At 69.1% G+C, this 15,680-nt stretch carries 12 protein-coding genes; 5 read left to right on the forward strand and 7 right to left on the reverse strand.

Annotated elements, in window-relative coordinates:
• The first annotated feature begins 191 nt into the window (after positions 1–191).
• Positions 192–1,820 carry a chaperonin GroEL gene (gene groL, locus DMP23_RS38040; RefSeq protein ID WP_037807888.1) on the forward strand — a complete coding sequence of 543 codons (1,629 nt, stop codon included), beginning with the start codon at positions 192–194 and terminating at the stop codon, positions 1,818–1,820.
• A 67-nt stretch (positions 1,821–1,887) separates the two neighbouring features.
• Here the strand turns inward: groL and DMP23_RS38045 are convergent, their stop codons facing one another.
• Together DMP23_RS38045 and DMP23_RS38050 are read right to left on the reverse strand one after the other, a co-directional pair.
• Positions 1,888–2,097: a PspC domain-containing protein gene (locus DMP23_RS38045; protein ID WP_037807882.1), complete on the reverse strand. Its 210-nt coding sequence runs from the start codon at positions 2,095–2,097 to the stop codon at positions 1,888–1,890.
• A gap of 85 nt (positions 2,098–2,182) precedes the next feature.
• Positions 2,183–3,121, reverse strand: coding sequence for an o-succinylbenzoate synthase (locus tag DMP23_RS38050; protein ID WP_337823892.1), 939 nt, complete (start codon positions 3,119–3,121; stop codon positions 2,183–2,185).
• 68 nt (positions 3,122–3,189) lie between these two features.
• On the opposite strand from DMP23_RS38050, the gene DMP23_RS38055 reads away from it, so the two are divergent.
• Positions 3,190–5,976, forward strand: a complete 2,787-nt coding sequence (locus tag DMP23_RS38055) for an AfsR/SARP family transcriptional regulator (RefSeq protein WP_337823893.1) — start codon at positions 3,190–3,192, stop codon at positions 5,974–5,976.
• Positions 5,977–6,761: 785 nt separating this feature from the next.
• Here the strand turns inward: DMP23_RS38055 and DMP23_RS38060 are convergent.
• The 3 genes from DMP23_RS38060 to DMP23_RS38070 all read right to left on the reverse strand — a co-directional run bounded on the left by DMP23_RS38060 (position 6,762) and on the right by DMP23_RS38070 (position 9,774).
• Positions 6,762–7,613: a DUF72 domain-containing protein gene (locus DMP23_RS38060; RefSeq protein ID WP_337823894.1), complete on the reverse strand. Its 852-nt coding sequence runs from the start codon at positions 7,611–7,613 to the stop codon at positions 6,762–6,764.
• 626 nt (positions 7,614–8,239) lie between these two features.
• Complete coding sequence (locus DMP23_RS38065; protein WP_037807874.1) at positions 8,240–9,001, reverse strand: DUF4253 domain-containing protein; 762 nt, start codon at positions 8,999–9,001, stop codon at positions 8,240–8,242.
• A gap of 131 nt (positions 9,002–9,132) precedes the next feature.
• Positions 9,133–9,774: a DedA family protein gene (locus tag DMP23_RS38070; protein ID WP_037807871.1), complete on the reverse strand. Its 642-nt coding sequence runs from the start codon at positions 9,772–9,774 to the stop codon at positions 9,133–9,135.
• A 752-nt stretch (positions 9,775–10,526) separates the two neighbouring features.
• Here DMP23_RS38070 and DMP23_RS38075 point away from each other — a divergent pair.
• Both DMP23_RS38075 and DMP23_RS38080 read left to right on the forward strand, forming a co-directional pair.
• Complete coding sequence (locus DMP23_RS38075) at positions 10,527–11,645, forward strand: sensor histidine kinase (RefSeq protein ID WP_337823895.1); 1,119 nt, start codon at positions 10,527–10,529, stop codon at positions 11,643–11,645.
• A complete protein-coding gene (locus tag DMP23_RS38080) occupies positions 11,636–12,280 on the forward strand; it encodes a response regulator (RefSeq protein WP_238604050.1) in 645 nt (214 codons plus the stop codon). Before DMP23_RS38075 ends, DMP23_RS38080 begins: the two co-directional genes overlap by 10 nt.
• Before the next feature lies 1 nt (position 12,281).
• Here the strand turns inward: DMP23_RS38080 and DMP23_RS38085 are convergent, their stop codons facing one another.
• The gene (locus DMP23_RS38085) at positions 12,282–13,928 is read right to left on the reverse strand and encodes a DNA repair helicase XPB (protein ID WP_037807867.1); all 1,647 of its coding nucleotides are present in this window, start codon (positions 13,926–13,928) and stop codon (positions 12,282–12,284) included.
• Positions 13,929–14,006: 78 nt separating this feature from the next.
• Between DMP23_RS38085 and DMP23_RS38090 the strand changes: the two genes are divergently transcribed.
• Complete coding sequence (locus DMP23_RS38090; protein WP_238604052.1) at positions 14,007–14,627, forward strand: LppU/SCO3897 family protein; 621 nt, start codon at positions 14,007–14,009, stop codon at positions 14,625–14,627.
• 4 nt (positions 14,628–14,631) lie between these two features.
• Here DMP23_RS38090 and DMP23_RS38095 read toward each other — a convergent pair whose 3' ends face one another.
• Positions 14,632–15,651, reverse strand: coding sequence for an ABC transporter substrate-binding protein (locus tag DMP23_RS38095; RefSeq protein WP_134661894.1), 1,020 nt, complete (start codon positions 15,649–15,651; stop codon positions 14,632–14,634).
• Between the last annotated feature and the right edge of the window lie 29 nt (positions 15,652–15,680).

The following is a 15,680-nucleotide window of genomic DNA, read 5'->3' on the forward strand; positions in this document are numbered from 1 at the left end:
CGGCATTGGCACTCGACGCCGTCGAGTGCTAGGCGAGCGGTCACCGACCGCCTGCCTGAAGGTCGGGACGGTGAGGCTGACCCACCGGTCAGTCGTCCGTCGCGGGCACCGAGCCTGGCCGAGGACGTGTCCTGCTGCCGCCGCTGGAGACAGCGCGGCGGTAGCGCCCAATACCGGAGGACCACACCGCAATGGCCAAACTGATCGCGTTCGACGAGGACGCCCGCCGCGGTCTTGAGCGCGGCTTGAACACCCTCGCCGAAGCCGTCAAGGTGACCCTCGGCCCGCGGGGCCGGAACGTCGTGCTCGAAAAGAAGTGGGGCGCGCCGACGATCACCAACGACGGTGTCTCCATCGCCAAGGAGATCGAGCTCGAGGACCCGTGGGAGAAGATCGGGGCCGAGCTCGTCAAGGAAGTTGCCAAGAAGACCGACGACGTCGCGGGCGACGGCACCACCACCGCCACCGTGCTCGCCCAGGCGCTCGTGCGCGAGGGCCTGCGCAACGTCGCGGCCGGCGCCGACCCGATCTCGCTGAAGCGCGGCATCGAGGCGGCCGTCGAGGCCATCACCGAGCAGCTGCACAAGGCCGCCGTCCAGATCGAGACCAAGGAGCAGATCGCTGCTACCGCCTCGATCTCGGCCGCTGACCGCACCATCGGCGAGCTGATCGCCGAGGCGCTGGACAAGGTCGGCAAGGAAGGCGTCGTCACCGTCGAGGAGAGCAACACCTTCGGGCTCGAGCTTGAGCTCACCGAGGGTATGCGCTTCGACAAGGGCTACGTGTCCGGTTACTTCGTGACCGACCCGGAGCGCCAGGAAGCCGAGCTGGAGGACCCGTACGTCCTGCTCTTCGGTTCCAAGATCTCCAACGTCAAGGACGTCCTGCCGCTGCTGGAGAAGGTCATCCAGTCCGGCAAGCCGCTCCTGATCATCGCCGAGGACGTCGAGGGCGAAGCCCTGGCGACCCTGGTCGTCAACAAGATCCGCGGCACCTTCAAGTCCGTCGCCGTCAAGGCCCCGGGCTTCGGCGACCGCCGCAAGGCGATCCTGCAGGACATCGCGATCCTGACCGGCGGCCAGGTCATCTCCGAGGACGTCGGCCTCAAGCTGGAGAACGCGGACCTGTCGCTGCTGGGCCGCGCCCGCAAGGCCGTCATCACCCGTGACGAGACCACCATCGTCGAGGGCGCTGGCGACGCCGACCAGATCCAGGGTCGCGTCAACCAGATCCGCGCGGAGATCGAGAACTCCGACTCGGACTACGACCGCGAGAAGCTGCAGGAGCGGCTCGCGAAGCTGGCCGGCGGTGTGGCCGTCATCAAGGCCGGCGCCGCGACCGAGGTCGAGCTGAAGGAGCGCAAGCACCGCATCGAGGACGCGGTGCGCAACGCCAAGGCCGCAGTGGAAGAGGGCATCGTCGCCGGCGGTGGCGTGGCCCTGATCCAGGCTGCCGAGGCCGCTTTCGCGGGCCTGAAGCTGACCGGTGACGAGGCCACTGGCGCGAACATCGTCAAGGTCGCCGTCGAGGCTCCGCTCAAGCAGATCGCGATCAACGCCGGTCTCGAGGGCGGCGTCGTGGCGGAGAAGGTCAAGTCCCTCCCGCAGGGCCACGGCCTGAACGCCGCCACCGGCGAGTACGAGGACCTGCTCGCGGCCGGCGTGCCGGACCCGACGAAGGTCACCCGCTCCGCGCTGCAGAACGCCGCGTCCATCGCGGCGCTGTTCCTGACCACCGAGGCTGTCGTCGCGGACAAGCCGGAGAAGGCTTCTGCCGCTCCGGCCGACCCGTCCGGCGGCATGGGTGGCATGGACTTCTGAGTTCGGCTGCTTTTCCGGCGAAGCCCGGTTCACCCTCGCGGTGGGCCGGGCTTCGCCCGTTCCCGGCTCAGTCTTCCGGAGTCAGGACGGCAGCGGCGGCGTAGACCGGCAGGATCACGCCCGCCGAGAGCACGGCGCCGGCGACCGCGGCGATGCGCACCATCGAGGGGTCGACGTTGAGGTAGTTGGCCCATCCGCCGCACACGCCGGTGAGCATGCGGTCGGAGCGGCTGCGGAAGATCTTCTTGGCCGGTGCGGCCTGCACGTTGTCCGTCATGCCAGCAATACTCCGCGACCGAGCCGCACCGCACATCCGGGATCGCCCCGGAGAAAGCCCCGGGGCCGCGACCCTGAAGTCTCCCTTAGCCGCTGATCTTCCGGACCCGCTCGAACCGGTCCAGCCACACTCGGGACACCTCGGGCGACGCGGCGAACTCGGCGTAGGCGTCGGGTTCCGGGGCCTGGCGCAGCACCGGCAGGTAACCGTCCACAGGGGACAGTGTCTCGGTGCAGACATCCCCGCGCAGCAACGACATCGTGCCGAGTCCGCAGGCGAAATCCAGCTCCGGCAACGCCCCGGCGAGCGCGAGCCCGGCGGCCAGCCCGACACTCGTTTCCACGGCTGACGACACCACGCACGGCAACCCGCACGCCTCCGCGACCTCCAGCGCACGCCGCACCCCGCCGAGCGGGGCGACCTTGAGCACGGCGATGTCGGCGGCTCCGGCCACGGCGACCTTCAGCGGGTCCTCCGCGCGGCGGATCGATTCGTCGGCCGCGATCCGCACCGACACCCGGCGGCGAACGGCAGCCAGGTCGTCGATCGTGGGGCACGGCTGTTCGGCGTACTCCAGTCCACCGGCCGCGCGGTCGAGCTCGCCCAGCGCGTGCACGGCGGTGTCGACGTCCCATGCCGTGTTGGCGTCGACCCGGATCGCCCCGGACGGACCCAGCGCGTCGCGGACCGCTTCGACGCGCGCGCAGTCCTCGGTCAGCGTCGCGCGTTTGTCGGCGACCTTGACCTTCGCCGTGCGGCAGCCGGACTTGCGGACCAGTTCGTGTGCGCGTTCGGGCGACGAAATGGGGACTGTCGTGTTGACCTCGATCCGGTCGCGGACCGGCTCCGGCCAGCCTTCTTCGCTCGCTTCGAGCGCGGCGGCGAGCCACGGCACGCTTTCGGTGTCCGAATAATCCGCGAACGGGCAGAACTCGCCCCAGCCGGCGGTGCCGCGGAGCAGCAGTCCTTCACGGACGGTGATGTCCCGGAACCGGGAGTGCAGCGGGAGCGCGTAAACCTGCATGACTGCCGATCATGCCATCGCCGCGGCGCCGGGAACCGAGGTGCCGCGGGGGCCGTCTCAACGCCACAATGGAACGTGTGGACGGCCTCGACTTCCGGGTGCTCGGCCCGGCCGAGGTGCTGGCCGGGGACCAGGTGGTGCCGCTGGGCGGCAGCCGCCCGCTGATCGTGCTCGCCGGACTGCTGCTGCGGGCCAACCGGCTCGTTTCGGTCGACGTGCTCGGCCACTGGCTGTGGGGCGACGACCAGCGCCGGTCCAAGGGCGCGCTGCAGACGTATGTGCTGCGGCTGCGCCGGGCGCTCGGCGACGGCGCGGCGATCCGCACCGAACGCGGCGGCTACCTGCTGGAAGTCGACGAGAACGCGGTGGACCTCGGCCGCTTCCGCCAGTTCGCGGCGCGGGGCCGCAGCGCGGCGGAACGAGGCGAACACCGCCGGGCGGCCGGGTACTTCGAGGACGCGCTCGGGCAGTGGCGAGGTCCGGCGCTGCAGAACGTGGAGTCGGACGCGCTGCACCGGGACGAGGTCGGGCAGCTCGCCGAGGAGCGCACGCGGGTCCGCGAGCTGTGGGCCGAGACGATGCTGACGGTCGGCGAATACGACACTGTCGTGCCCGAACTGGAGCGGCTGACGCGCGAACATCCGCTGCGGGAACGGCCGCACGAGCAGCTGATGTACGCGCTGCTCCGCTCCGGGCGGCAGGCCGAGGCGCTGGAGGTGCACCGGCGGATCAGCGGATTGCTCGCCGAGGAACTGGGCCTTGACCCCGGTGCCGGACTGCAGCGCGCGCACCGGCTCGTGCTGGGCGGTGACGAAGGCACGCGCTTCCGGACTCCGCTGGAACCCCATATCCCGCACCAGCTTCCAGCTGATCTTGGTGCATTCGCTGGTCGAGCCGCGGACCTGAAAGCCTTGCGTGCCTTGCTGCCGGAGGCACTCGACGTCGGCACCTCCACGCCGATCGCCTCAGTGGAAGGCATGGGCGGACAAGGGAAAACGACCCTGTCTGTCCACTTCGCACACCAGATCGCCGACCGTTTCACCGGCGGGCAAGTATTCCTGGATCTCCGCGGCTACGGCCCGGGCGCGCCGGTGTCGCCGATCGCCGCGCTGGAGACGATGCTCCTCGCACTGGGCGTGCCCGCCGACCGAATCCCGTCCGGTTTGGATGAACGCGCCGCGACCTGGCGCACTTACACGACCGGCCGACGGCTCTTGATAGTGCTGGACAACGCGAACAGCACCGAACAAGTCCGCCATTTGCTGCCCGGTCCTGGATGTCTGGTTGTGGTGACGAGCCGCTGGCAGCTGCGCGGACTGGTCGCGACGCACGGTGCCCGACGGATCGCTCTGTCTGAATTGGACAGCGAAGAGGCGGTGGAACTGCTCGCGTCGGCCATCGGCGTCGAACGAGTGCACGAGGACCCGATCGCGGCTGGCAAGTTTGTGGAGTACTGCGGCGGACTCCCACTGGCGATCCGAATCCTCGCTGTCCGCGCCGCGCAATTCCCGCGGCTGCCACTGGGCGAGTTCGTGGCGGCGCTGCCCTCAGACGCCGGCCGGTTGAGCACCTTCGACCTAGGCGACGGCGACGAAACCAATATCCGCACGGTTTTTTCGTATTCCTACCGGGTTCTGTGCCCTGCGGCGGCTCGGCTGCTGCGATTGCTGGCGCTGTCAGTCGGCCCGGATTTGTCGCTGGGCATGGCAGTCGCGCTCAACGGACGGTCCGAAAAGGACACTCGCAGCGCTCTCGACACGCTGGTATCGACGCACTTGCTCACCCAGCCGAAACCGGGCCGGTACCAATTCCACGACCTGATTCGCGCCTACGCGACTGGGCTGTCGGATCAGGAAGACGACGCCACCGAGCGCACGGCGGCCAGCGCACGCCTGCTCGATTGGTACATCGCGTCGGCGCGAAACGCGGGTCTGGCGATGCGTCCGCACCAGCTGATGGACGAAATCGGCCCCATCCCGCCTGCTGGCGAGCTCGAGTTTTCCGACTACCACCGGGCGCTGGCCTGGTTCATCGAGGAGCACGGAAACCTGCTTTCGGTGATCCAATGGTCGTTCCGGATCGGTCGATACGCGCAATGCTGGCGCTTGGCGTGGTCGCTGTTCACCTACTTCGCCGGCCGCGCCCGGGTCGACGAATGGCGGTACGTCTTCGAGGTCGGTTTGCGAGCCGCGCGCAATTCCGCGGAGCGGCACGGTGAAGCGGCGATCCTCAATGGACTAGGCGTGATCGAGGGAGTCGCCCGGAATTACGTGCTGGCGCGCGAGTATCTGGAGCAAGCTCTGGCGGTGCAGCTGGAACTGGGCTCGCTGCCGGGGGAGGCGCGGGCGCGCTACAACCTGGCGATGACCGCGCAGGGCATCGAAGATTTCCCGGAGGCTTACCGGCATGGCCTGCGGTCGCTGGAAATCACGCGGGAACTGGGATTCACCTCGGTGGAGGCGAATGTTTTGCGCGCCTTGGGAGACCTGTGCGCGATGATGGGAGACTACCCGCAGGCCTTGTCGCTCGCCGACGAAGCGCTGGCATTGGTCCCGCCGGACGATTTGCCGCAGGGCCGCTTCTCCCTGGCCGCGAGGGCCCGTGCGCTGCTTGGCTTGGGACGGCATGTGGAAGGAATCGAGTGCCTGTCGGAGGCGGTCGACATGTTCTTCGCGATGGATGAGGAGTATGAGGCCGCGGATGTGCTTTCGGAGCTGGGCACCGCGCATCTACGCTACGGGCGCACCGCCGCGGCGCGAGATTGCTGGTTGCGAGCGGTTCGGTTGCTGACCCGGTTGGACCATCCAGACGCGGAGCGGGTTCGGGCGCAGTTGGCTGGGTTGGTTCGGGGGTAGTTTCGCCGCGGGGCCGCGAGGTTGGACCGCGGGCGGCGCGGCTTGGCTGCTGGCGTGACTGGATTGCCGGACGTAGTGCGGGTGGTTTGGGGCGATGCCACGACGTTGGGACTGTAGCGGCGCGGCGGGGTTGTTGACGTGGCTGGATCACTCGGATGCGGTGCGGGGTGGTTTGTCGCGGCGTCGCGACGTTGGACTGCAGTGGCGCGGCTCGGTTGCTGAGGCGGCTGGATTGCCGGGGTGCGCGGCGGGTGGGTGCCCGAGGTAGTTCTTGCTGCGGTGCCGCGAGCTCAACCGCTGCCGCACGGCGCGGGTGTTGACGCGGTTGGATTGCCCGGATGCGGTGCGGGATGGTTTGCCCCGTGCCGCGACGTTGGACTGCGGCGGCGCGGCACGGTTGCTGACGCCGCTGAATCACCCGGATGTGGGGTTGGGCACGAGCGCAGTCGGCTGGCTTGCGGTGGGGTGAGGTCCGTCCGTACTCGCTGCGGTGCGTGATTGGTTGAACCAATCCGATGCGGATCGGGTGCGCTCGGCCGGTGGGCGCGGGCAGCTTCGGCCCGGTCGCCGCAGCCCAAGATCGCTGGCAGCGCGGTCTGGCTGGATGCATTGCGAGGCAGATGGTGCGGCTGGCGCGGGGCTGACTCGGCCGTTTGGCGGAACGCTTCCCGCGGGGTCGCCGGAGGGCAGCCGGGCGCGGTGGTCCGCGTGCCGACCCCCAGCGGCAGCACGTAGACCACCGGCGGCCCGTATCACTACCCAACCGAAGTGCGCTCACTGTCCGCTCACTGTGCCGGGTCGGTTTGGGTGGGGAGGCCGAGCAGGCGGGTGAGCGCGACGGCGTTGTGCGGGGCCGCGACTTTGCTGTCGTTGTCGAAGTAGACGTGCACGTCGCGGCGGCCGCCGTCGTGCCATTCGGTGATCTTCGCGGCCCACTCGCGCAGGGCTGAATCGGAGTAATTGCTGGTGTAGAGCTCGTCCGAACCGTGCAACCGGACGTAACTGAAGTCAGTGGTCTGGTCCTCCCGGTACGGCCACGGCGCGGCGGCGTCGGAGGTCACCAGCGCGACCCGGTGTTTCCTGAGCAGGTCCAGCGCTTCAGGTGTGGTGAAACTCGGGTGACGGACTTCGAGCGCGTGCCGCACTGGCCGGTCGGGGCCGGGTTTCAGGAACGGCGGGGACTTGAGCTTGTCGTCGTGCTTCTTCCCGAGCGCGGCTGCCTCGCGGGTGGTGCGGGGGAGTTGGCCGAGGAACGTCGAGACGCGATCAGGGTCGAAGGCCAGTCGCGGCGGGAGTTGCCAGAGGAACGGTCCCAGTTTGTCGGCGAGGGCGAGGACGCCGGACGCGTAGAAGTTGGCGAGCGCGGTTTCGACGTCGCGCAACTGTTTGAGGTGCGTGATGAACCGGCCGCCCTTGACCGCGAACAGGAATCCGGCCGGGGTTTCGGTGTGCCAGGCGAGGTAGCGCTCCGGGCGTTGCAGCGAGTAGAAGGACCCGTTGATCTCGACGGCGTTCATCTGCCGGGAGAGGTGCTCGAGTTCGCGCCGTTGGGGCAGGCCGGACGGGTAGTACGCGCCACGCCACGGCGGGTAGCGCCAGCCGGACGTGCCCACTCGGATCTGGCCGATCTTGCTCACCGCCTTTCGCCGCCGAGGATTCCCGCCGGGACGGTTGCGGTAAACGCGTCCGCGCGGCTGTTTTTGGGACAGCCGGACTAAGGATCGGGACAGATGTCCTGGGCGGAAGGACGTAGGTCTCATGGCGCGGACTCCGTTGCCTGCTCGTCGGGACGGGGCTCGGAGGGGACGGTGAGGAGAACAGGGGAAGCGAGGGCGCGGAACCGGGGCGGTGGAGTTGAGGCGGGCGGTGGGGCCCGGGCGGATTGCGGGGCGGCTGTTGTCGCTAGTGCTCACGGTGGCATCGAAGAAAGCGGTGGCGTCGAGGGGAGTGGCGGCATCGACAGGAGCGGCGGTGCCGAGACGGGCGGAGGAGCCGGAATCAGCAGCGGTGGCGGGGTGGCCGGGAGTGACGGTGCCGGAGCCGCGAGAGGCGGCCGAAACCCCGCGAGAGGCGGCCGAAATCCCGCGCGCGGTAGCCATCCCGTTCGGTGGGCCAGGCTTGCCGCCTTCCTGGCCCACCGGACGGGCTGGACTCGCCTGCTCACCGCGCATTCCCGCACCGGTCAGGTCTGTCGGACGGGCCCCGGTCGTGGCGAGCCCGTCTCGGGCCACGGATCTGCCCGCCCCGCGCATTCCTCACTCCCTCAAGCCCACGAGAACCTCCACCGGCGGGACTGCACTAGGGACGTCGCGTACTCCCGCAAGTTTCCTGGCTGCGTGAGGTACGTGGGGAGGCTGAAGGCGCGGTGCTCCGCCGCGACTGTCAGTGCCCTGGCGTGGGTGCGGGGTGGGGCGGAAACCGACAGTTCCAGTGAGTCGAAGCCCAGCGTCACCAAGGTTGCGCCGAAGCGGTCTTCCCAGCTGCGCAGGACTGCTGAGAGTTCCGCGACCTGGTCTGTCGACTTGATCATTCCCGTCCAGCCGATGAGGGCCGGGACGTCGGCCGGACGGTCGGCTTGGACCAGGCCCAACCGGTGCGGGGTGCGGGCGGCCAGGATGGAGCCGGTGTTGCCTGCTTCGGCCAATGGGTCCGAGCGGCGGTGCGAGCGTTTCGCCAACCCGGGGAAGCGGGTGCCGAACGGGCGCAGGCAGGCTCCGTCGCAACAAGAGCCGTCCCACCAGCGGGCCAGGACTTCGGCGGGGTCGGCGTTGGCGACGCGGTGACCGGCCGGGGCTAGGCGGCCTCGGTCGTCCAGCCAGTCTTCGCCGCGGGCGGTGAAGCGCTGGTCGGGCGGGATCAGCACGGGCCACAACCCCGACCGCTCGAACTCCGCGACGCAGCTCAGGTACCGCTGCGGGCGCGTGAGCGGTTCCTCCGACACCCAGATCCGCCCGTGCCAGCGCCCTGGCGGCAAGGTCTGGACCGGCGGTGCCCCGACGCCGGGGCGGAACGGTGCGATCGTCATGAGCTTCCCCTCGAACTGGTGTTCGGTTCCTGCATATCGAACAGTAGTTCGAACCACCGACAATTTCCAGGGCGCCACTCGCTCATCCGTTCGGGTGAACCTCGGGAAAGCCCAGGTCGAGGGCCAAAAACTCAGCGCCGGGAGACGCGGCGCACCCGGACCGCGACGAACAGGCCGATGGCGATCGCCACCGCGGCGAGCACGGCGTACTGGAACACCGACGCGTAGCGGTCCACCAGCGACCAGCTCTCCCCGAGCAGGTAGCCGGCCACGACGAAGGCGGTGTTCCACAGCAGGCTGCCTGCCGTCGTCAGCAGCAGGAACCGGCCGAACGGCATCCGTTCGACGCCCGCCGGTAGCGAGATCAGGCTGCGGAAGATCGGCACCATCCGGCCGAGGAAGACCGCCTTGCCGCCGTGCCGGGTGAACCACGCCTCGGTGCGGTCGAAGTCGGCGGCGTCCATCAGCGGCAGGCGGCTGAGCAGCGCGCGGCATCGGTCGCGGCCGAGCAGGGCGCCCAGCCAGTAGACGATCACGGCGCCGGCGACTGAGCCGAGGGTCGTCCAGAAGAGGGCGCCGAGCAGGCTGAAGGTGCCGCGGCTCGCGGAGAAACCGGCTAGCGGGAGGACGAGTTCGCTGGGGATCGGCGGGAACAGGTTGTCCAGGCCGACGACGATCGCGGCGCCGATGCCGCCTAGCGAGTCCATCAGGCCGACGGCCCAACCGGCCAGTCCGGTGAGGGGTTCGGCAGGGGCGGCGAGCAAGAGGTGCACGAGGGGTCCTTTCACGACGAAAGCTGACGTTGTTGACGGTAGGAAGCCAAGGCGCGCAACACATTGCGGTCGGCCACCCGCGGAAATGCGGGAAACCGCAGTGGGGTTTGGGGTGGGGCGGCGCGTTCGGTTGTGGAAGGCGGGGGATGTGGCTGGACAGGGAGGGCTCGGAAACCGAGGGGCTGGCGAGAGGCGGAAACCGCAGTGGGGTTGGGGCGGAGGTGCAATGAGCTCGTTCGCGGGAGGCGGGGAAAGTTGGCTGGACAGACGGGGTTCGGGGCTTGGCGAGATGCGGAAGGCCGCAGTGGGGTTGGGCGGAGGGTCGACGAGTTCGGTCGCGGGAGGCGGGGGGATGTGGCGGGGCAGGCGGGGTTCGGAGGCTGCGGTGGGGTCGGGGTGGAAGAACAGCGAGTTCGGCCGCGGGAGGTGGGGCAGGCGGGGTTCGGAGACCGCGGTGGGGTCGGCGTGGAAGAGCAGCGACTTCGTCTGCGGGAGGCGGGGAATGTGGCTGGACAGGCGGAGTTGGAGATCGCGGTAGGGCCGGGTGGAGGGGCAACGTGCTCGGCCGTGGGTGGCGGGGAATGTGGCTGGGCAGGCGGGGTTCGAAGATCGCAGCGGGTCGGGGTGGAAGGGCAACGAGTCCGAGGAAGACGGGAAATGTGCCCCGACAGGACGTGCCGAGAACCGAGGACCAGGCGAAATGCGGAAAACCGCAGTACCCCGCCCCCACCAGGCTGGCTAGCCTGAGCGACGTGAACAGACTGCGCCGTACAGCAGGTGTCGGCCTAGGTGCGCTGACGGCGCTCATCGAGCTCCCGTACCTGGTACTCGCCGCACCGCTCCTTGTCATCCCCGCGGCACGGCAGCGGGTCTTCCGCGGCGCGCGCGGGCTCGCCGAAATAGAACGCGCCCGTCTGAAGCGGTTCTTCGACGCCAGCAACGGCGACGATTACGACGGTCGCCGCGCCCTCCAATACCTCTTCCCGCGCAGCTTGACCGGGCTTCTCGCGCTGGGAGTGTGGGTGTGCGTCGGCGCGGGGGTCGCGGCGGGGGCGTTCTACTTCGTCCAACTCGTCACCGGGCGGGCTCCTGGCGGTGCGGGTGACGGGAAACTTCTGGACTGGCTCCCCGTAGTGGCCCTCGGCGCGATCGGGGTATTCCTTTGTGGACAGGGGCTGATCGGCGTAGCCGCGCTCGATCGCCGGTTGGCGCGGCGGTTTTTCGGGCCCAGCAGTCAAGAACTGTTGCGGCGCAGGGTGTCTGAGCTGGCGACCACGCGGAGTGAAGTGGTCGAGGCAGTCAACGGAGAGCGTCGCCGGATCGAGCGGGATTTGCATGACGGAGTGCAGCAAAGGCTGGTCGCATTGGGGGTGTTGCTCGGCCGGGCTCGGCGCGCGGACGACCCGCAGCGGTCGGCTGAGCTGGTCCGCCAGGCGCATGAGGAATCGCAGGAAGCGTTGAGAGAGCTGCGTGAGGTTAGCTGGCGTGTGTACCCGATCGCGCTCGACGAGAGTGGTCTTGAGGCTGCGTTGGAGTCTCTGGCTGAGCGGGCCACGATCCCGGTCGACCTTCGTTACGCTATTGACGAGCCATCGCCGGAATTGGCGACGGTGGTCTACTTCGTGGCGTCCGAGTCGGTCACCAATGCGGCTAAGCATGCCAACGCCAATAAGGTCACGATCGACGTCCGGCGGCAAGAAAACAGGCTGGAAGCAGAGATCACGGACGACGGTTGCGGTGGCGCACAGGTAGGCGAGAGTGGCGGGTTGTCTGGGTTGGCGAGACGAGTGGCGGCAATGGATGGCGAGTTTTCCGTACAGAGCCCCGAAAACGGGCCGACCACTGTGCGGGTGACGTTGCCGTGCGAGTGATTCTGGCTGAGGACGCGACCTTGCTCCGGGAAGGTCTCGTACGGCTGCTGGCGGAGGAAGGCCACGACGTCGTGGCTGCGGTCGGCGATGGAGAAAAGCTCCTCGAAGCGACGGCCGAGCATCAGCCCGACATCGTCGTCACCGATGTTCGCATGCCGCCGACCCACACGGACGAAGGGTTGCGTGCCGCGCTGGAAATCCGTGAACGTTGGCCGGACACCGGTGTGCTCGTGCTGTCCCAGTACGTCGAGAAACGGTACGCGGCCAAGCTGATCGGCGGCGACGGCGGACGCGTCGGGTATCTGCTCAAGGACAGGGTCGCCCAGGTCGGCGACTTTCTCGACGCGCTGGACCGGGTCGCGGCCGGTGGTGCGGCCTTCGATCCGGAGGTGGTGCGCAGGCTGGTCGCCCGCACATCGCACGAGGACGCGCTCGCCCGGCTGACTCCGCGCGAGCGCGACGTGCTGGAGAAAATGGCGCAGGGGCACACGAACGCGGGCATCGCCACGCTGCTGTACATCTCGCAGAGCGCCGTGGAGAAGCACGCGAACGCGATCTTCGACAAGCTCGACCTGCCGCAGGCAAAGGGTTACAGCCGGCGCGTGCTGGCCGTTCTCCGTTACCTCGGTTCGTGATTCACAGCGGTCGGCGCAGGTCCTCCGCGTCGACGATGTGGTACGCGTAGCCCTGTTCGGCCAGGAAACGCTGCCGATGCGCGGCGTACTCAGTGTCCACTGTGTCCCGTGAGACGATCGAGTAGAAGTGCGCCTGCCGTCCGTCGCCCTTCGGGCGCAGGAGTCGGCCGAGGCGTTGCGCTTCCTCCTGCCGCGAACCGAAAGTGCCCGAAACCTGGATCGCCACCGACGCTTCCGGCAGGTCGATCGAGAAGTTCGCGACCTTCGACACCACGAGCGTGCGCAGTTCGCCGCGGCGGAACTTGTCGAACAGTTCCTCCCGCTCCTTGTTCTTCGTGGCACCCTGGATGACCGGGGCCTCCAGTTCCGCGCCCAGCATCTCCAGCTGGTCGAGGTATGCGCCGATCACCAGGGTGGGCTCGCCGGCGTGCTTGTCCACAATGGACCGGATCACCGGGATCTTCGTCATCGCCGTCGCCGCGAGCTTGTACCGCTCGTCGGAGTCCGCGGTGGCGTACTGCAGACGCTCCGACTCGGTCAGCGTCACCCGCACCTCGGTGCATTCCGCGGGCGCGATCCAGCCCTGCGCCTCGATGTCGCGCCACGGCACGTCGTACCGCTTCGGGCCGATCAGCGAGAACACGTCGCCCTCGCGGCCGTCCTCGCGCACCAGCGTGGCGGTGAGCCCGAGCCGCCGCCGCGACTGCAGGTCCGCGGTCATCCGGAACACCGGCGCGGGCAGAAGGTGCACTTCGTCGTAGACGACCAGGCCCCAGTCGCGCGAATCGAACAGCTCCAGGTGCCGGTACTCGCCCTTGGTCTTGCGCGTGACCACCTGGTACGTCGCGATGGTGACCGGCCGGATCTCCTTCTTCTCCCCGGAGTACTCGCCGATCTCGTCCTCGGTGAGCGACGTGCGCGCGACCAGTTCGCGCTTCCACTGCCGCCCGGCGACGGTGTTGGTGACCAGGATCAGCGTGGTCGCCTTGGCGTGCGCCATCGCGGCCGCGCCGACCAGCGTCTTGCCCGCGCCGCATGGCAGCACGACGACGCCGGAACCGCCCGCCCAGAACGCTTCCGCCGCCTTCCGCTGGTAGTCGCGCAGGTGCCAGTCGTCCTCGGCGAGATCGATCGGGTGCGCTTCGCCGTCCACGTACCCGGCGAGGTCCTCGGCCGGCCAGCCGACCTTCAGCAGCGCCTGCTTGAGCCGCCCGCGTTCGGACGGGTGCACGATCACCGTGTCGTCGTCGATCCGCGAGCCCAGCATCGGGCTGATCTTCTTGTGGCGCGAGACCTCTTCCAGCACCGCGCGGTCGGTCGTGGTCATGACCAGGCCGTGCGCCGGGTGGTTGGCGATCTGCAGCCGCCCGAACCGGCCCATCACGTCCACGACGTCGATCAAGAGCGGCTGCGGCACCGGGAACCGCGAGTACGTGGTGAGCGCGTCCACCACCTGTTCCGCGTCGTGCCCGGCGGCGCGCGCGTTCCACAACGCGAGCGGCGTGATCCGGTAGGTGTGCACGTGTTCGGGTGCTCGTTCCAGTTCGGCGAACGGCGCGATCGCGATCCGCGCGTCGTCGGCACGCGGATTGTCGACCTCGAGCAGCACGGTTTTGTCGGACTGGACGATCAGGGGGCCATCAGTCACCTCTCCTTTATACGTTCCCTCCCGGACCGCGGCCCGGGGATGCCAAGATGGCGGGACGAAGCCGCGGGAGGGGACCCAGTGACCACACCACCGTTCGGCATGCCGCCGGCCGCGAACCCGTACCAGCCGCTCCCGCAGCAGCCGGTCCAGGGCGGCCCGAAGCGGGTGTCGGGCAAGCAGAAGGGGCTCTTCGCCGCACTCGTCGTCGTGGCGCTCGGGCTCGGCACGCTCGGCGCGTTCGGGTTCGCCGCGGTCGTGCGCTCGGCGGGACCGCCGGTCGCGGGCAGCTGCCTGTACCTCACTTCGCTGGGGTCGAGGACGCAGACCTACACCGGAGCGGACTGCTCCGACCGGGCTGCCACCTACCGCGTCGACACCGTCTCGAAGGGCCGGTCGTCCTGCCGCGGCGAGGACTACGTGCCGTTCGAGCTGTACTCGTCGGCGCGCAGCACCACCAGCAGGCCGACCCAGACGCTGTGCCTCGCGTTGAACGTCGTGTCCGGCGAGTGCGTCCGCGACGTTTCGGACGAGTCGAAGGTCGGCAAGGTCGCCTGCGACGACCCCAAGGCGGAAGCGCGGGCGGTCGTGCACGACGGCGCGAAGTCGGCGTCGAGCTGCGGCGAGAAGGATTTGTCGCTGGTGTACGCGGGACCGCCGGTGCGGACGATTTGCCTGCAGCCGACCGGGGCGAGCATCTAGCGCCTCACAAGGCGTTCGGGAGCATCGCCGCCACGTCGAGCCGGTTCGCCAACTGCCCGGAGCTGTGCATCAGGTCGGCCACGCGCTGCAGCCGGGTCGCCGACAGCGTGGTCGGGTAGCTGCCGAGCGAGATCAGCGCGGCGGTGGTCTGGTCGATGTCGGAGAACGACGGCAGCGCGTCGCGCACCTTCGCCGAGTCGGACGCGGCGAGCTGGGCCTGGGTGAGGACGTTGCGGAACGCGGTCAGCGTGCGCGGGTTCGCGGCGGCGAACTGGCCGGTCGCGGCGTAGCCCGACGCCGGGAAGTCCAGCGTCGCGCCGGTCGAACCGTCGGCGAGGACCTGCGCGCCCAGTTCCTTCTCCGCGCGGGTGATGTACGGCTCGACCATCAGCGCCGCGTCCGCGTCGCCGGACTGCAGCGCGGCGGGCATCTGCCCGAACGGCCGGGTCACGAACTCGATCTTCGACTTGTCGACGCCTGCCGTGCCGAGGACCGCCCGCGCGGTGAGCGCGCCGATGTCGTCGGGCGAGTCGACGGCGATCTTCGGCGACTTCTTCGCGGTCGGTTCGGAGTAGTCGGAGCCGGGCAATGTGACGAGCGCGATAGTCGTGCGGCCGAAGGTGTACGCCTCGCCCTGCAATTGCAGCGCGGTGCCGGACCCGGCGGCGCGGAACAGCGACACGTCGCTGCCGAACGTCACATCTATCTGTCCGGACTTCAGTTTTTCCACGCCGTCGCTGTCGCCGAGTTCCACCAGTTGGACGTTCAGCCCGGCCTGGCGGAACTTTCCCGCGGCGACGGCGATCCGCAGCGGGGCGGTGTCGATCGGGCTCGCGACGCCGACCCGCAGCGTCGCGCGTTCCGGCGGTTGCGCTTGTCCGGTGTCACTGGATCCGAACACGGAGCAGCCGCTGAGTGCGAACAACGTCGCCACCAGCGCAAACCTCAGACCGGTCGCTTTCACTCGCCATCCCCTGCCGGGAGAATCTCTGCCTCGTGCTGGATCGTATGGGCCGCTGCCCATACGATCGCCCGCAGGGCCGTGCCCCCGCC

This window comes from Amycolatopsis sp. A1MSW2902 (genome assembly GCF_017312175.1).
GTDB lineage: Bacteria > Actinomycetota > Actinomycetes > Mycobacteriales > Pseudonocardiaceae > Amycolatopsis > Amycolatopsis nivea.